This window comes from Actinomadura kijaniata NBRC 14229 (assembly GCF_001552175.1).
In the GTDB taxonomy this organism is placed as follows: domain Bacteria; phylum Actinomycetota; class Actinomycetes; order Streptosporangiales; family Streptosporangiaceae; genus Spirillospora; species Spirillospora kijaniata.
The window spans coordinates 1-13,378 of record NZ_BCQR01000135.1; the positions used below are offsets into that span (position 1 = coordinate 1).

The 13,378-nt window shown below is 75.6% G+C and carries 13 protein-coding genes and 2 pseudogenes; 9 read left to right on the plus strand and 6 right to left on the minus strand.

Annotated features, from left to right (window positions below):
* Positions 1 to 334 (minus strand): annotated as a pseudogene (locus tag AKI01S_RS34475) (MFS transporter); the annotation flags it as partial.
* A gap of 75 nt (positions 335 to 409) precedes the next feature.
* On the opposite strand from AKI01S_RS34475, the gene AKI01S_RS34480 reads away from it, so the two are divergent.
* Both AKI01S_RS34480 and AKI01S_RS52665 read left to right on the plus strand, forming a co-directional pair.
* The gene (locus AKI01S_RS34480; RefSeq protein WP_067827376.1) at positions 410 to 943 is read left to right on the plus strand and encodes a CGNR zinc finger domain-containing protein; all 534 of its coding nucleotides are present in this window, start codon (positions 410 to 412) and stop codon (positions 941 to 943) included.
* 55 nt (positions 944 to 998) lie between these two features.
* Positions 999 to 2,447 carry a serine/threonine-protein kinase gene (locus AKI01S_RS52665; protein WP_067827379.1) on the plus strand — a complete coding sequence of 483 codons (1,449 nt, stop codon included), beginning with the start codon at positions 999 to 1,001 and terminating at the stop codon, positions 2,445 to 2,447.
* A 6-nt stretch (positions 2,448 to 2,453) separates the two neighbouring features.
* On the opposite strand, the gene AKI01S_RS34490 is transcribed toward AKI01S_RS52665, so the two are convergent.
* Positions 2,454 to 3,932, minus strand: a complete 1,479-nt coding sequence (locus AKI01S_RS34490) for an alpha-L-fucosidase (RefSeq protein WP_084000540.1) — start codon at positions 3,930 to 3,932, stop codon at positions 2,454 to 2,456.
* Positions 3,933 to 4,024: 92 nt separating this feature from the next.
* Positions 4,025 to 4,999 carry a DsbA family oxidoreductase gene (locus tag AKI01S_RS34495; protein ID WP_067827405.1) on the minus strand — a complete coding sequence of 325 codons (975 nt, stop codon included), beginning with the start codon at positions 4,997 to 4,999 and terminating at the stop codon, positions 4,025 to 4,027.
* Between the two features lie 75 nt (positions 5,000 to 5,074).
* Here AKI01S_RS34495 and AKI01S_RS34500 point away from each other — a divergent pair, with 75 nt between their 5' ends.
* The 4 genes and pseudogenes from AKI01S_RS34500 to AKI01S_RS53825 form a co-directional block, all read left to right on the plus strand.
* Positions 5,075 to 5,650, plus strand: coding sequence for a TetR/AcrR family transcriptional regulator (locus AKI01S_RS34500; protein ID WP_067827383.1), 576 nt, complete (start codon positions 5,075 to 5,077; stop codon positions 5,648 to 5,650).
* Positions 5,651 to 5,678: 28 nt separating this feature from the next.
* Complete coding sequence (locus tag AKI01S_RS34505) at positions 5,679 to 6,764, plus strand: serine hydrolase domain-containing protein (protein WP_067827386.1); 1,086 nt, start codon at positions 5,679 to 5,681, stop codon at positions 6,762 to 6,764.
* The gene (locus tag AKI01S_RS34510; protein ID WP_245681902.1) at positions 6,761 to 7,711 is read left to right on the plus strand and encodes an arginase family protein; all 951 of its coding nucleotides are present in this window, start codon (positions 6,761 to 6,763) and stop codon (positions 7,709 to 7,711) included. Before AKI01S_RS34505 ends, AKI01S_RS34510 begins: the two co-directional genes overlap by 4 nt.
* A gap of 121 nt (positions 7,712 to 7,832) precedes the next feature.
* Positions 7,833 to 7,946: pseudogene (locus AKI01S_RS53825) on the plus strand (hypothetical protein); the annotation flags it as partial.
* Here AKI01S_RS53825 and AKI01S_RS53830 read toward each other — a convergent pair.
* Together AKI01S_RS53830 and AKI01S_RS34520 are read right to left on the minus strand one after the other, a co-directional pair.
* Positions 7,934 to 8,167: a hypothetical protein gene (locus AKI01S_RS53830; protein WP_067827389.1), complete on the minus strand. Its 234-nt coding sequence runs from the start codon at positions 8,165 to 8,167 to the stop codon at positions 7,934 to 7,936. The pseudogene AKI01S_RS53825 and the gene AKI01S_RS53830 sit on opposite strands and share 13 nt — an antisense overlap.
* A 40-nt stretch (positions 8,168 to 8,207) precedes the next feature.
* Positions 8,208 to 9,311, minus strand: coding sequence for an alpha/beta hydrolase (locus AKI01S_RS34520; RefSeq protein WP_067827392.1), 1,104 nt, complete (start codon positions 9,309 to 9,311; stop codon positions 8,208 to 8,210).
* A gap of 231 nt (positions 9,312 to 9,542) precedes the next feature.
* Here AKI01S_RS34520 and AKI01S_RS34525 point away from each other — a divergent pair, with 231 nt between their 5' ends.
* Together AKI01S_RS34525 and AKI01S_RS34530 are read left to right on the plus strand one after the other, a co-directional pair.
* Positions 9,543 to 10,340 (plus strand): tryptophan 2,3-dioxygenase, encoded by a 798-nt coding sequence (locus tag AKI01S_RS34525; protein ID WP_067827395.1) that lies wholly within the window; start codon positions 9,543 to 9,545, stop codon positions 10,338 to 10,340.
* On the plus strand, positions 10,330 to 11,655 hold the full coding sequence (locus AKI01S_RS34530; protein ID WP_067827398.1) for an FAD-dependent oxidoreductase: 1,326 nt from the start codon (positions 10,330 to 10,332) through the stop codon (positions 11,653 to 11,655). The genes AKI01S_RS34525 and AKI01S_RS34530 overlap by 11 nt, the downstream gene beginning before the upstream one ends.
* Here AKI01S_RS34530 and AKI01S_RS34535 read toward each other — a convergent pair.
* Positions 11,591 to 13,024, minus strand: coding sequence for an MFS transporter (locus tag AKI01S_RS34535; RefSeq protein ID WP_067827401.1), 1,434 nt, complete (start codon positions 13,022 to 13,024; stop codon positions 11,591 to 11,593). The genes AKI01S_RS34530 and AKI01S_RS34535 overlap by 65 nt on opposite strands.
* Positions 13,025 to 13,141: 117 nt before the next feature.
* Between AKI01S_RS34535 and AKI01S_RS34540 the strand changes: the two genes are divergently transcribed.
* Positions 13,142 to 13,378: hypothetical protein (locus tag AKI01S_RS34540; RefSeq protein ID WP_084000541.1), on the plus strand; the 237-nt coding region annotated here is incomplete at its 3' end.

The following is a 13,378-nucleotide window of genomic DNA, read 5'->3' on the forward strand; positions in this document are numbered from 1 at the left end:
AGCCGGCCGCCGCCACGGCCAGCAGCGCCACCGGCAGCGGCGCGCGGCCGAGCGCGAGGGTCCCGGCGGTGAGCGCCGTGGCGTAGACCGCGAAGGCCCCGGCCAGCAGGCGCCGGTCGTCGCCGGCGGCGTCGAGGCGGCGGGCCAGCCAGGGCCCCAGCAGGTGCGGGGCGCTCAGCGCGGCGGCCAGCAGTCCCCCGGTGGCGGCCGCGCCGTGCCCGCCGTCCGGCCGCAGGGCCAGCAGGACCAGGCCCACGGCGGCGCCGCTGTCGGCCCCCCGGACCAGGATCGCGGCGGCCAGATAGCGGGCCAGACCGTCGGCTCCGAACGCCACACCGCCCCCTTCGTCACCATATTGACCGGTGACGCCACCTTGTCAGGTTCCGGCGTCACCGGTCAATATGGTGACGTGTTCACCTTCCTGAGCGGCCGGCTCTGCCTGGACCTCACCACCACCCTCCAGGTGCGCCACCACGATCGCCCCCGCGAGACCCTCACCGCACCCGGCGACGTCCGCTCCTGGCTGGAGCAGTCCGGCCTGGTCGCCGGCGTCGAGGTGGACGCGGGCGGCCTGGAGCGGGTGCGGCGGCTCCGCGAGGCCGTCCACGACGCCGCCCGGGCCGTGATGGAACACCGCGAGCCCGACCCCGCCGACGTGGCGCTGCTGAACCGGGCGGCCGCCCACCCGCCCCTGACGCCGGTCCTGGCCGACGGCGCGGTCCGCCACCACGGCGACCTGGACCAGGCGCTGTCCACCCTCGCCCGCGACGCCATCGACCTGCTGGCCGGACCGGCGGCCGGACGCGTCCGGCAGTGCGCCCACCCCGACTGCACGCGGCTGTTCCTGGACGCCTCCCACGCGGGGCGGCGCCGCTGGTGCGGCATGACCGCCTGCGGGAACAAGGCCAAGTCCGCCGCCTACCGCCGCCGCCGGTCGCCCTAGGGGGCGGCGGGGAACTCCCTGGGAATCGCCCGGAGACGGTGGCATCATCGCCCTCATGACCGACCACAGGCGGGTCATCGCGGGGCGGTACCGGCTCACCGAGCCGATCGGCCGGGGCGGGATGGGCGTCGTCTGGCGGGCCCGCGACGAGACCCTCGACCGGGAGGTGGCGGTCAAGGAGGTGCTGGTCCCGCAGGGGATCGGGACGGACGAGGCCGGGGCCGCGCACCGGCGGGTGCTCCGGGAGGCGCGGGCGGCGGCGCGGTTCTCGCATCCGGGCGTGGTGACGGTGCACGACGTGGCCCTGGCCGACGGGCGTCCGTGGGTCGTGATGGAGCTGGTGGACGGGCGGTCGCTGGAGGAGGTGATCCGGCGGGACGGCCCGCTGCCGCCGGAGCGGGCGGCGGCGATCGGGCGGCAGGTGCTGGCGGCGCTGCGGGCCGCGCACGGGGCCGGGGTGCCGCACCGCGACGTCAAGCCCGCCAACATCCTGGTGACCGGTGACGACCGGGTGGTGCTCACCGACTTCGGGATCGCGGTGGTGGCGGGCGACACGCGGCTGACCCGGACCGGGCAGCTGGTCGGCTCGCCCGCCTACATGGCGCCCGAACGGCTGCGGGGCCGCCCCGACGGCCCGGCGGCGGACCTGTGGGGGCTCGGCGTCACCCTGTACGCGGCGGTGGAGGGCGCGCCCCCGTTCCGGCGGACCGACCCGGCGGCGGTCTACGGCGCGCTGCTGACCGAGGAGCCGGCGCCGCCGCGCAACGCCGGTCCGCTCGCGCCGGTCATCGCGGGCCTGCTGGTGAAGGACCCGGAGCGGCGGATGACCGCCCCGGCCGCCGCGGACCTGCTGGCGGCGGCGGAACGGTCGGCCGAGCCCACCCGGCGCGAGGTCCCGGCGCACCCGGAGCCCGGCGGGGACCACGCCCTCTTCAGGGCGGGCGCGGCGCTGTCGTACGCGGCGGCGGCCCTGTTCGGCGCGGGCATGCTGCTGGACGCCCAGAAGGTCGGGCGCGACTGGAACGACGCGACGGTCCAGGCGACCGCCTTCGCGGCCAACGCCCTGGGCGTGATGGCGATCGCGGCCCTGGTGCCGCAGGTCCTGGCGCTGTGGGCGCGGCACCGTCGCGAACGTCCCGCGCTGACCGCGGTCACCCTCGCCGCCGGGCTGGGCGGCGTGGCGGCGGCGCTGACGGTCGTCGAGTCGTTCTACACCGGCCTGCTGGAGCAGGAGTTCCGCGACCGGCTCCAGGGAAGCCTGTGGCTGGTCGCCTGGGTGTGGCTGGTCCCGGCGGGCGCGCTGCTGTGGCGGCGGTCCAGGGCCTCGGCGGTGGTCGCGTGGCTGTGCGCGCCGGGGATCGCCGTGCCCGGCGCGCTCAACTGGACGCTGGCGCTCACCGGCGAGGTGGACGGCTGGGTCGTGGTCGGCGACATGGTGATGCTGGTGGCGTTCGCCGCCTGGGCGCTGACGGCCGGGCGGTCCCTCGGCGCGGCATCGCGGTGACGCGGGTCAGCCGGTCACCGGTTTCACGGCGGCGGGCGGGGCGAAGCGCAGGGTGAACGCCTCCTTGTCGCGCGGGCGGGCCGGGAGGGTGACGCGGGTGCCGTGCGGGGTGTTCTCCCAGCGCAGGCGGTCGCGCGCGGTGCCCTGGTGGGCGGTGACCCCGCGGGTGAGGCGGAGGTCGAGGTCCACGGTCCGGCCGTGCGGGACGCCGAGGACGATGGCGTGGACGGCGTCGGACGCGGCGGTGTAGCAGACCTTCAGCCCCTCGGTGGTGACGCCGCGGGAGCGCTGCCATTTGCGGGTGCCGTAGACCGCGTGCCCGTGGGCCTTCAGCCAGCGGCCGACGGCCAGCAGGCGTTCCTCCTGTTCGGGCGGGATGCGGCCGGTGCCGGTGGGGCCGACGTTGAGCAGCAGGTTGCCGCCGTCGGCGACCGTCTCGGCCAGGTGGTGGATCAGGGCGGCGGGCGTCAGGTAGGTGGCGTCGGTCTCCAGGCGGTTGTAGCCGAAGGAGGTGCCGATGCCCCGGCACGCCTCCCACTTGCCGTTGGCCGGGGGCGTGCCCTCGCCGTACTCGACGGTGGCGAAGTCGGCGGGGACCCGGGAGGCGCCGCCCTCGCCGCTCTGGTCGAAGCGGTCGTTGACGACGCCGTCGGGGACCTGGCGGTAGTAGTCGCGGTGCAGGCCGGGGACGTCCTTGCCGGGGATGAAGCCGTAGTCGTTCCACAGCACGCTCGGCTTGTAGCGGGCGACGAGCTCGCGCCAGTGGGTGTCGGTGTAGGCCAGGTACTCGGGGGTGCGCGGCAGCGCGTTGATGAACGAGGCGTCGTCGGTGATGGGCAGGCCGCCGAACGTCCAGTCCATGCCGCCGCAGTAGTAGGTCCCGAAGCGCACGCCGCGCCGGCGGAGCGCGGCGGCCAGTTCGCCGGGGACGTCGCGGGTGGACTGCCAGCGGGCCTTGCGGGGGTTGCGGTGGGCGCTCGGCCACAGCAGGAAGCCGTCCTCGGTCTTGGTGGTGAGGACGCCGTAGCGGGCTCCGGCGCGCTGGAACAGCTCCGCCCACGCGTCGGGGTCCCAGTCCCGGATGCTCCTGGTGCGGAACTCCTCCACGAACGCGTCGTAGGGCCGGCTGCCGTAGCGGGCGGCGTGGAAGCGGGCGGTCTCGCTGCCGGGGACGGCCAGGGTGTTCTGGTACATCTCGGCGTACGGCAGCAGCCGCCAGAGCTGCCGCTGCTTCCACTCCGGCTGGTTCGCCGCGCCGAACCCCAGCTCGTTCACCGAGGTGAGGGGCGCGTAGGCGGGGATGGCGGCGGGGTTCCAGTGGACGAAGACGCCGAACTTGGCGTCGTCGTACCAGGCGGGAAGCGGCCGGGCCGCATGGGCGGGGCGAGGGGAGGCCCCGGCGAGCCCGGCCGCGAGCGCGGTGGCGGCGGTTCCCTGGAGGACGGTCCTACGGCTGACGGCGAACGGGAGCGGAGCAGGCGTCATTCCCTCACGGTAAGTAACCGTTCACGGCTTTTCCTCCTCCGCCGCAACGAGACCGTCGCGGCACCCTGGGACCATGCGCCCGGCGGTTCCTCCTACCCGAGGGCGGGGGTCATCGCGGCCGCCAGGGTCAGGTGGCGGGCCGCCCCGGCGTCGTTCTGGCGGTGCAGGGTGCGGCCGAGCAGGTGGCGGGCGTAGGAGTCGTCGGGGTGGTCGGCGACCAGGCGCTCCAGGGTGGCGCGGGCGCGGTTGAGCTGGGCGGAGGCGTAGTAGGCGCGGGCGGCCAGCAGGCGCACGCCCCGGTCGTCGCCGTGCTCGTCCAGCAGGGGGCGCAGCAGGGTGAGCGCGCCGAGGGGGTCGCGGGCGGTCAGCAGCGACTCGGCCAGGCGCAGCCGTTCCACCTCGGCCGGAACGGGACGGGACGGGTGCGCGGCGGCGTCGGCCAGGAACCCGCGGATCGCCTCGGGGGGCTGGGCCCCGGCGAGGGCGCGGCCGTGGGCGACCAGGGTGGGCGAGGTGCGGACGCCGCGCGCCTTCCCGGTGAGCAGGCGTTCGGCGACCAGGTCGCGGCCCGCGCCGGTGGCGAGCAGGGCCGGGCCCTCGACGAAGCCCGCGTCGCGGGCGACGGCGGCCAGCACGGCGGGGTCGCCGATATCGGCGGCGTCGATCCAGTGCGCCTTCAGGACGCGTTCGGCCACGGCGTCCTGGAGCGGCGCTCCCCCGGTCTCCCCGGCCAGGGCGATCAGGCGGTGCGCGTCGCCGCTGTCGGCGCGCCAGGCCGCGCCCCAGCGCGGACCCAGGCCCTCGGCCGCCGCGACCGCGGAGACGCGGACGCGGTTCTGCGCGGGCGTCAGGTGCGGGGCGCAGGCGCGCAGCGCGTCGTCGACCATCGGGTCCCGGTACAGCTCCTCCAGCGGCGTGGCGCGCGGCGGCGCGGTCGGGTCGATGCGGAACGGCCGCCACACCACCTCCACGGGCGCGCCGTCCCAGCCCGTCAGGGCCTTCTCCAGCCGCCGTTTGCCGATGTACGCCCACGCGCAGACCACGTCCGCCCAGATCTCGATTCGCATGGCGGCCACACTAAACGACACCTGTCGCTTAATCAACATGTGTCGTTTAAGCGACGCTTGTCGTATGGTGGCGGGGTGAACCCAGACGATCCGCGCGCGCGGCGCACCCGGGCCCGGCTGAAGCAGGCGGTCCTCGCCCTGGTCGCGGAGCGGGAGGCCGGCGCGATCACGATGGCGGCGGTGGCCCGGCGCGCCGAGGTGAACCGGGCGACGGTCTACCTCCACTACCCCGACGTGGACGCCCTGGTCGCCGCCGCGATGGAGGACGCGGTCGCCGAGCTGGCGCGGGCGGCGGCGCTGTGCCCGCTGGACGCGCCGCCGGACCGCGCGCCCGAGCCGCTGGTGGGGCTGTTCGAGCACGTCGCGGCCAACGCGGCGCTGTACGCGCGGATGCTCGGCCCGCACGGCAGCGCGCGCTTCACCGCGGGGACGCGCGCACGCCTCACCGCCGAGCTGGCCGCGGGCTTCGCCGAGGGGCGGCGGCCGGACGGCTACGCGGCCGTCCCGGCGGAGACGCACGCCGCGTACCTTGCCGGGGCGCTCGTCGGCGTGATCGCCCACTGGGTCGCCCGGGACCGCCCGGAGCCCCCGGCGGAGATCGCCTCCGCGTTCTGGGCCCTGTTCCGCGGCGGATCCGTGCCGGTAGCGTGAGCGCCGGACCGAGCGCGGGGAGGCCGGTGTGGCGGAGCGGGTGTCGGGTGGAGTGCGCAGCGGATTCGAGGCCGTGCGGGAGGTGTTCGCCGAGGCGACGGCGGCCAGGCCCGGCGTGAACGCGGCGGTCGCCGCGCACGTCGGCGGGGAACGCGTCGTCGACCTGTGGACGGGCCCCGACTACGGGCCCGACAGCCTCCAGGGCGTCTACTCGGTGACCAAGGGCGTGGCGGGCGTGACCGTCGCGCTGCTGGTCGAACGCGGGCTGCTCGCCCCCGACCGGCCGGTCGCCGACTACTGGCCGGAGTTCGCGCGGGCGGGCAAGGAGCACGTCACCGTCCGCACGCTCGCCGCGCACCGGGCCGGGCTGCTCAACGTCGACGGCGGCTTCACCGTCGAGGAGCTGATCGGGCACACGCGGCTCGCCGAACGCCTCGCCGCCCAGGCCCCGGTCTGGGAGCCGGGCACCCGGCACGGCTACCACGCGCTGACGATCGGCACGCTCGTCGACGAGCTGGTCCGGCGCGTCACCGGGACGTCCCTCGGCGAGTACTACCACCGCGAGATCGCCGGGCCGTACGGGGCGGACTTCTTCATCGGGCTGCCCGAGGGCGAGGAGCCGCGCGTGGTACAGCCCAAACCGCTGTTCTTCGGCGGCGGCAAGGAGATCCCCGACTTCATGCCGGAGCTGTTCGCCGTCGCGATGAACCTGGAGCGGGGCGCAGGGGACGGCGACCTGCTGGCCCGGCGCGACTTCCGGGCGGCCGGGGTGCCGTCGATCGGCGGGTTCGGCAGCGCGCGGGGCGTGGCGGCGGTGTACGCGGCGGCCCTCGGCGGGCTGCTGTCGCCGGAGACGATCCGCGAGGTGAGCGCGGTGGTCAGCGACGGCGAGGACGCCGTGATCGGCTTCCCGACGCGGTACGGGATCGTGTTCGAGCTGTCCCCGGCGGGACGGCCCGCCGCGTTCGGGCACTCGGGGGCGGCGGGCGCGCTCGGCTACGCCGACCCCGAGACGGGGGTGGCGTTCGGGTTCACCACCGACACCCCGAGCGTCCCGGGCCCGGCCGACCCGATGACCCTCGACCTGACCAAGGCGATCGTCGCCGCGCTGTGACGAGACCGAGAGTGGAGGAGCCGGTGGAACGCCGGATCGCGATCCTGGACGCCCCCTGCAACCTGGGCCTGCGGCCGCCGCGCCCGGGGCACGAGCCGGGCTGCCGGTTCGCGCCCGACGCGCTGCGCGGGCGCGGCCTGGTGGAACGGCTCGGCGCCGAGGACGCCGGGCGGGTGACGCCGCCGCCCTACTCGCCCGACCCGGAGCCGGTGACCGGCTACCGCAACGGCCTCGGCATCGCCGCCTACACCGACGACCTGGCCGACCGGGTCGGGGAACTGCTGGACGCGGGGCGGTTCCCGCTGCTGCTGGGCGGCGAGTGCGGCATCGCGCTCGGCCCGGCGCTGGCGCTGCGGCGGCGCGGCGCGTTCGGGCTGGCCTACCTGGACGGGCACGACGACTACTCACCCCGCCGCGACCCGGAGCGGTTCGCGGGTGAGCTCACCGCCGGAGGCTCGGCGCTGGCGCTGGTCACCGGGCGCGGTCCGGCGCCGCTCAGCGACCGGCACGGGTTGGGGCCGTACGTGGCCGGGGAGCACGCGGTGCACATCGGGCGGCAGGTGGAGCCGGAGGACGTCGAGGGCTGGGACCTGGAGGTCTTCGAGCGGTCGGCGATCCGCAAGTACCCGATCGAGTACGTCCGCGAGCACGGCGCGCGGGCGGCGGCCGACGCGGCGCGGGCCGACCTGGAGGCCGCGCCCGTCGAGGGCTTCTGGATCCACGTGGACGTGGACGTCCTCGACCGCCGCGTGATGCCCGCCGTGGACTCCCCCAACCCCGACGGGATCGACCTGGCGGAGTTCACGACCGTGCTGGGGGTGCTGGCGGCGAGCCCGCGCGCCGTCGGCGCGCACGTGACCATCTACGACCCCGAGCGCGACCCGGACGGCTCGTGCGGCGCGGCGCTCGCCGACGCGCTCGTGGCGGCGTTCCGGCCCGCCGGGTAGGACCCGCCCCGTTGACGTGCCCGCCCGCGGTGCGACGGTGGAGGGGTCACCGGATCGCGGAGGTGCCGCCGCTCATGACCGGACAGGAGAGGAGATCGGGTACGACCTGGCGCAGCACGGCGTGCGCACCGCGCTGGTCGTCACCGACGCGGGGGTGGCGGCCACCGGCGCTCCCCGGCGGATCGCCGACGCGATGAAGTCCTACGGGATCGCGGCCGAGGTCTACGACGGCGTCCACGTCGAGCCGACCGACGTCAGCCTGCGCGCCGCCGTGGAGCACGCGCGCGGCGGCGGGCCGCGGGAGGCGTTCGCCCGCAGGCCGCCGGAGCGGCGCGTGCCGTACCGCGGCGCGAACCCGATCTCGGACATGTGGGCCGAACGGTCCCTGGCGCTGGTGGCGCGGTCGTTCCGCGCGGCGGTCCGCGACGACGGGGACCGCCGGGCGCGCGCCGACATGGCCCTCGCCGCGCGAGGTCACCGGGGGCGTGAGCGCGGGTCAGCGTTCGCGGATCCAGCCGTCGATGAGGTCGGCGGCCAGCGGGCGCGACTCCGGCAGGTAGTGGCCGTCGCGAACGAGCTCCAGCCGCTTGTCCCGCGCGGAGATCGCGTCGAACACCGCCCGCGCGTCGCTGTCGAACACGCCCTCGTCGGCGGTCGCGTGGATCACCAGCGACGGGACGGCGACGCGCGCCAGGTGCGGGGCGGCGGCGCACTGCGAGGTGCGCAGGCTCCACATCGACAGCCAGGTCCGCAGCGTGCACAGCGCGCCGATGCCGAACACGCCGTAGTTGGCCTTCGCCGGTTCGCCCTGGTAGCACCGGTTGGGCCGCCGGTCGGACGGCTCGATCGACGGGTCGATCATCCGCAGGTCGGCCCAGGTGCGGTGGAGGGTGAACAGCCGGTCGCGGGCGCGGGCGCCGCGCAGGGCGTCGAGCCGCTCCAGGACCCAGTCGGTGACGCGCTCGTTGCGGGCGCGCTGGGCGGCGCGGTAGCGGGCCTGGAACCCGGGGCTGTAGGGCGGCCCGTTCGCCGGGTCGAAGGGGTCCAGCTCCGGGTCCACCGACAGCGGGTCGGCCTCGTCGGTGACCGAGGGGTCCATCCAGTTGGTGAGGACCTCGGGACGGCCGGAGTGGGCGGCCAGCGCGACGAACAGGTCCCCGGCGGGCAGGTCCTCGATGGCGGCGACGGGCCGCATCCCGGCGACCGGGGTGACGTTGGGCTCGACGGCCTGGGACTGGTAGGCGGCCATCAGCGAGCCGCCGCCGGAGTTGCCGAGCAGCACGACGCGCTCGACCCCGGCCCGCTCGCGCAGCCAGCGGACGCCGACGCCGATCTCGGCGAGGGCGTGGTCGAGCAGGAAGTACGCCTCGGCGCCCCGGAAGCGGGTGTTCCAGCCGAGGAAGCCGTAGCCGCGCGCCGCCAGGTGCTCGGCGAGGTAGTGCTCGGAGAAGTCGACGTTGTAGTGCGCGGCGATGAACGCCGTCGTGGGCGCGGCCCCGGCGGGCCGGTGGTAGACGCCCTGGCAGGGGTGGCCGCCCGCGCCCGCCCGGCCGACCAGCGGCGACGGCAGCCCCACGAACTCCCTGACGATCCCGGCCATCGGGCCCTCCTCCGAATCGGATTCTGGTCGCAGGCTAGCGGAGGCCGGTCCGCCCGGCGGGGCGGACGTTCCGGGACGCCCCACAGATCACGTTTCGATAACTCATCTCCCTCCGCTCCCTGACGGAGGACCGGTCCATCGACCTAGGGTCTGCCGGGTATCTACCGGTCAGGATGGTTCTGAGAGGATCACCGGGCTCGGTACGACGAGGTACCGGGAGGAGGGGACGCGGTGGCGGACGAGAACATCACCTACGGGAGCTATCTGCGCCTGGACGAGCTGCTGGACTGCCAGCGGCCGCGCACCGACGCGCACGACGAGATGCTCTTCGTGATCATCCACCAGGTGTACGAGCTGTGGTTCAAGCAGATCCTGCACGAGGCCGGGCTGTTGCAGCGGCGGCTGGCGGAGGGGGGCAGCGCGGGCGCGCTGCGCACCGCCCGCCGGATCACCAAGATCCTCAAGACCATCGTGGGGCAGATGGACGTGCTGGAGACGATGACGCCCCGGCAGTTCGCCACGTTCCGCGACGAGCTGGGCACCTCCAGCGGCTTCCAGTCGGCGCAGTTCCGCGAGCTGGAGGCGGTGCTGGGGCGGCGCGTGTTCCCCGCCTCGGACCTGCGCGACGACGCGCGGCTGCGGGCGGCGGTGCGCCGGCCGTCCCTGCTGGACTCGCTGCTGCGCTACCTGGCCGTCCAGGGCTACGCGGTGCCGCACGCGGCGCTGGAGCGGAACGTCGCCGAGCCGTGGCTGCCCGACCCGGACCTGCAGAAGGTGCTGCTGGAGGTGTACGCCGACGAGAACGGCCCGGCCGCCGAGGTGTGCGAGGCGCTGGTCGACATCGACGAGGGCGTGCAGGAGTGGCGGTACCGGCACGTGAAGATGGTCGAGCGGACCATCGGCGCCAAGCTGGGCACGGGCGGGTCGGCCGGGGCCGACTACCTGCGCTCCACCCTGTTCGCCCCGGCCTTCCCGGACCTGTGGGAGGTCCGGTCGCAGATCGAGGAGACCGTGGTCCATGGCGCGTGAGACCGGTGGGGAACGGATCGCGATCGTCGGCGCGGGCCTGGCGGGGGCGCTGCTGGCGACGCTGCTGGGACGGCGCGGCCTGGCGGTGACGGTGTACGAGCGGCGCCCCGACCCCCGGGTCGCCGGGGCCGAGCGGGGCCGCTCCATCAACCTGGCGGTGTCGGCGCGCGGCCTGGCCGCCCTGGAGCAGGTCGGCCTGCGCGACCAGGCGCTCAAGCGGGCGCTGCCGATGCACGGCCGGAGGGTCCACCCCCTGCGCGGGGAGGTGAACTTCCAGTCCTACAGCGCCGACGGCACCCGGGCCATCAACTCGATCAGCCGCGCCGAGCTGAACCAGGAGCTGCTGGACGCCGCCGAGGCCACGCCGGGCGTGACGCTGCGGTTCGGGCGGAAGGTGACCGGCGTGGACGCCGACGCCGGGCTGCTGACGATGGAGGGACCGGACGGGGCCGAGACCGAGTCCGCGACGGTCATCCTGGCCGGGGACGGCGCCTACAGCGCGGTCCGCCGCGCGGTCGGGTTCGACGCCGACCTGGACTTCCTGGAGCACGGCTACAAGGAGCTGACGGTCCCGGCGCGCGACGGGGACTTCGCGCTGGACCCCGACGCGCTGCACATCTGGCCGCGCGGCACCTCCATGATGATCGCGCTGCCGAACCTGGACCGGTCGTTCACCTGCACGCTGTTCTGGCCGAAGGACGACCTGACGGCGCTGGACACCCCCGCCAGGGTGACCGCGCACTTCCGCGAGCACTACCCGGACGTGGTCGACCTGATGCCGGGGCTGACCGACGACTACGCCGCCAACCCCAACGGCTCGCTGGTGACGGTGCGGTGCTGGCCGTGGGTGCGGCGGGGCCGGACCGCGACGGTGGCGCTGCTGGGCGACGCCGCGCACGCGATCGTGCCGTTCTACGGGCAGGGCGCCAACTGCGCGTTCGAGGACTGCATCGAGATCGACCGGTGCCTGACCGAGGCGGACGGGCACTGGCCGCGCGCGCTGTCGCTGTACCAGGAGCGCCGCAAGGCCAACACCGACGCCATCGCCGAGATGGCCCTGGACAACTTCGTCGAGATGCGCGACCGGGTGTCCCAGCCGCTCTACCGCGCCACCCACGCCGTCCAGCACGCGCTGGAACGGCGGCTGGCCGGGCGCTACGTGTCGCGGTACGAGCTGGTGTCGTTCAGCACGATGCCGTACGCGCGGATCCCCGCCCGCCTGCGCAGGCAGAACCTGGCGCTCGGCGGGGTCACGCTCGCGACCGGGCTGCTGGCCGGGGCCGCCGTCCGCGCCGCGCGGCGGAGGGGCCGCTGAGCAGGTCGTAGCCGGCGGCGACCAGGGCGGCGAGCACGAACGCCAGCACGACCAGCAGGCCGTGCCGGAACGCCACCGCCCAGTCGCCGCCGTTGGCGACCGTGGCGAAGAACACCGCGCCGGTCACGGCGATCCCGACGGCGGTGCCCAGCCGCTGCCCGGTCTGCAGCACCCCGGCGGCGCTGCCGCCCTCGGCGACGGGGACCTGCGACAGCGTGATCGTCTGGTTCGGGGAGATGACCAGGCCGCTGCCGATCCCGGCCAGCAGCAGCGGCGGCGCCGTCCACCAGGCGACCCCGCGCCCGGGGTGCAGCTCCACCGCCAGCCAGGCCGCCGCCAGCCCGAACGCCACCAGCGCCAGCCCGGCGGCGACCAGCGGGCGGCCCAGCCGTCCCACCAGCCGCCCGCCCAGCACCGAGGCGGCGCCGGACCCGACCGCGAACGGCGTGATCGCCAGCCCGGCGACCAGGGCGCTGTAGTGCAGGCCGTTCTGCAGGTACAGGGTGAAGATGAAGAAGACCGCGGTGAACCCGGCGAAGTACAGCAGCGCGATCGTGGCGCCCAGCGCGTAGGACCGCAGGCGGAACAGCGACAGGTTCACCAGCGGGGCCGCGCAGCGCCGTTCCCAGCGCGTGAACGCCGCCAGCACCGCCACGCCCGCCGGGACCAGCAGCCACTTGGCCCAGCCGTGCCACTGCTGCTCCTGCGCCAGCGGCAGCATCAGCGCCGTCACCCCCGCCCCGAGCAGCACCACCCCGACCGGGTCCTGGCCCTGCCGCGGCCCGCGCACCGGGGGCGGCAGCAGCCGCCGGGCCAGCACCAGCCCCACCAGGCCGACCGGCAGGTTGACCAGGAACACCCACCGCCAGCCGTGCTCCGGCCCGGCCAGCGCGATCAGCGCGCCGCCCAGCATCGGCCCGACGGCGGTCGCCACGCCGATGACGCCGCCGAGCGCCCCGAACGCCCGCCCCCGCGACGGCCCCTCGAACAGCTGCTGGATGAGCCCGGCGACCTGCGGGTTCAGCAGGCCCCCGGCCACGCCCTGCACCAGCCGCGCCGCCACCAGCCAGCCGATGGTCGGCGCGAGGCCCGCCATCGCCGAGGCGGCGGTGAACAGTGCCAGCCCGCTCATGAACACCGCGCGGCGGCTGCGGGCGTCGCCGAGCCGCCCGGCCGGGACCAGCACCAGCCCGAACGCCAGCGCGTACCCCGACAGCACCCACTGCAGGCCCGCCTCGGAGGCGTCCAGCCCCGAGCGGATCGAGGGCAGCGCGACGTTGACGATGCTGACGTCCAGCAGGGTCATGAACGACGCGACCAGGCAGACCGACAACGCGCGCCACGGCCGGACGTTGACAGGCGTGTCCATGGGGTGAGACCTGTCCGGCGGGTGGGCCGCCAAAACGTGCGGTGCGCCACCCGCCGACCAGGACGATCACGCCGGGCCGCGTACCGGCGGGCCGGGCGGCTGTGCCACAGTGAGCGGGTGACCGAAACGCCGCCGGGCAACGCCCCCGAGGAACCGATCTGCTCCGCCAAGGGCTGCCGCGCCGCCGCCGCGTGGGCGCTGCGCTGGAACAACCCCAAGATCCACACCCCGGACCGGCGGAAGATCTGGCTGGCCTGCGAGGAGCACCGCGAGAGCCTGACGGCGTTCCTGGACCGCCGCGACTTCCTGAAGGACGTGGTCCCGGTCGCCGACCGGGACACGCCCGCCGACGCC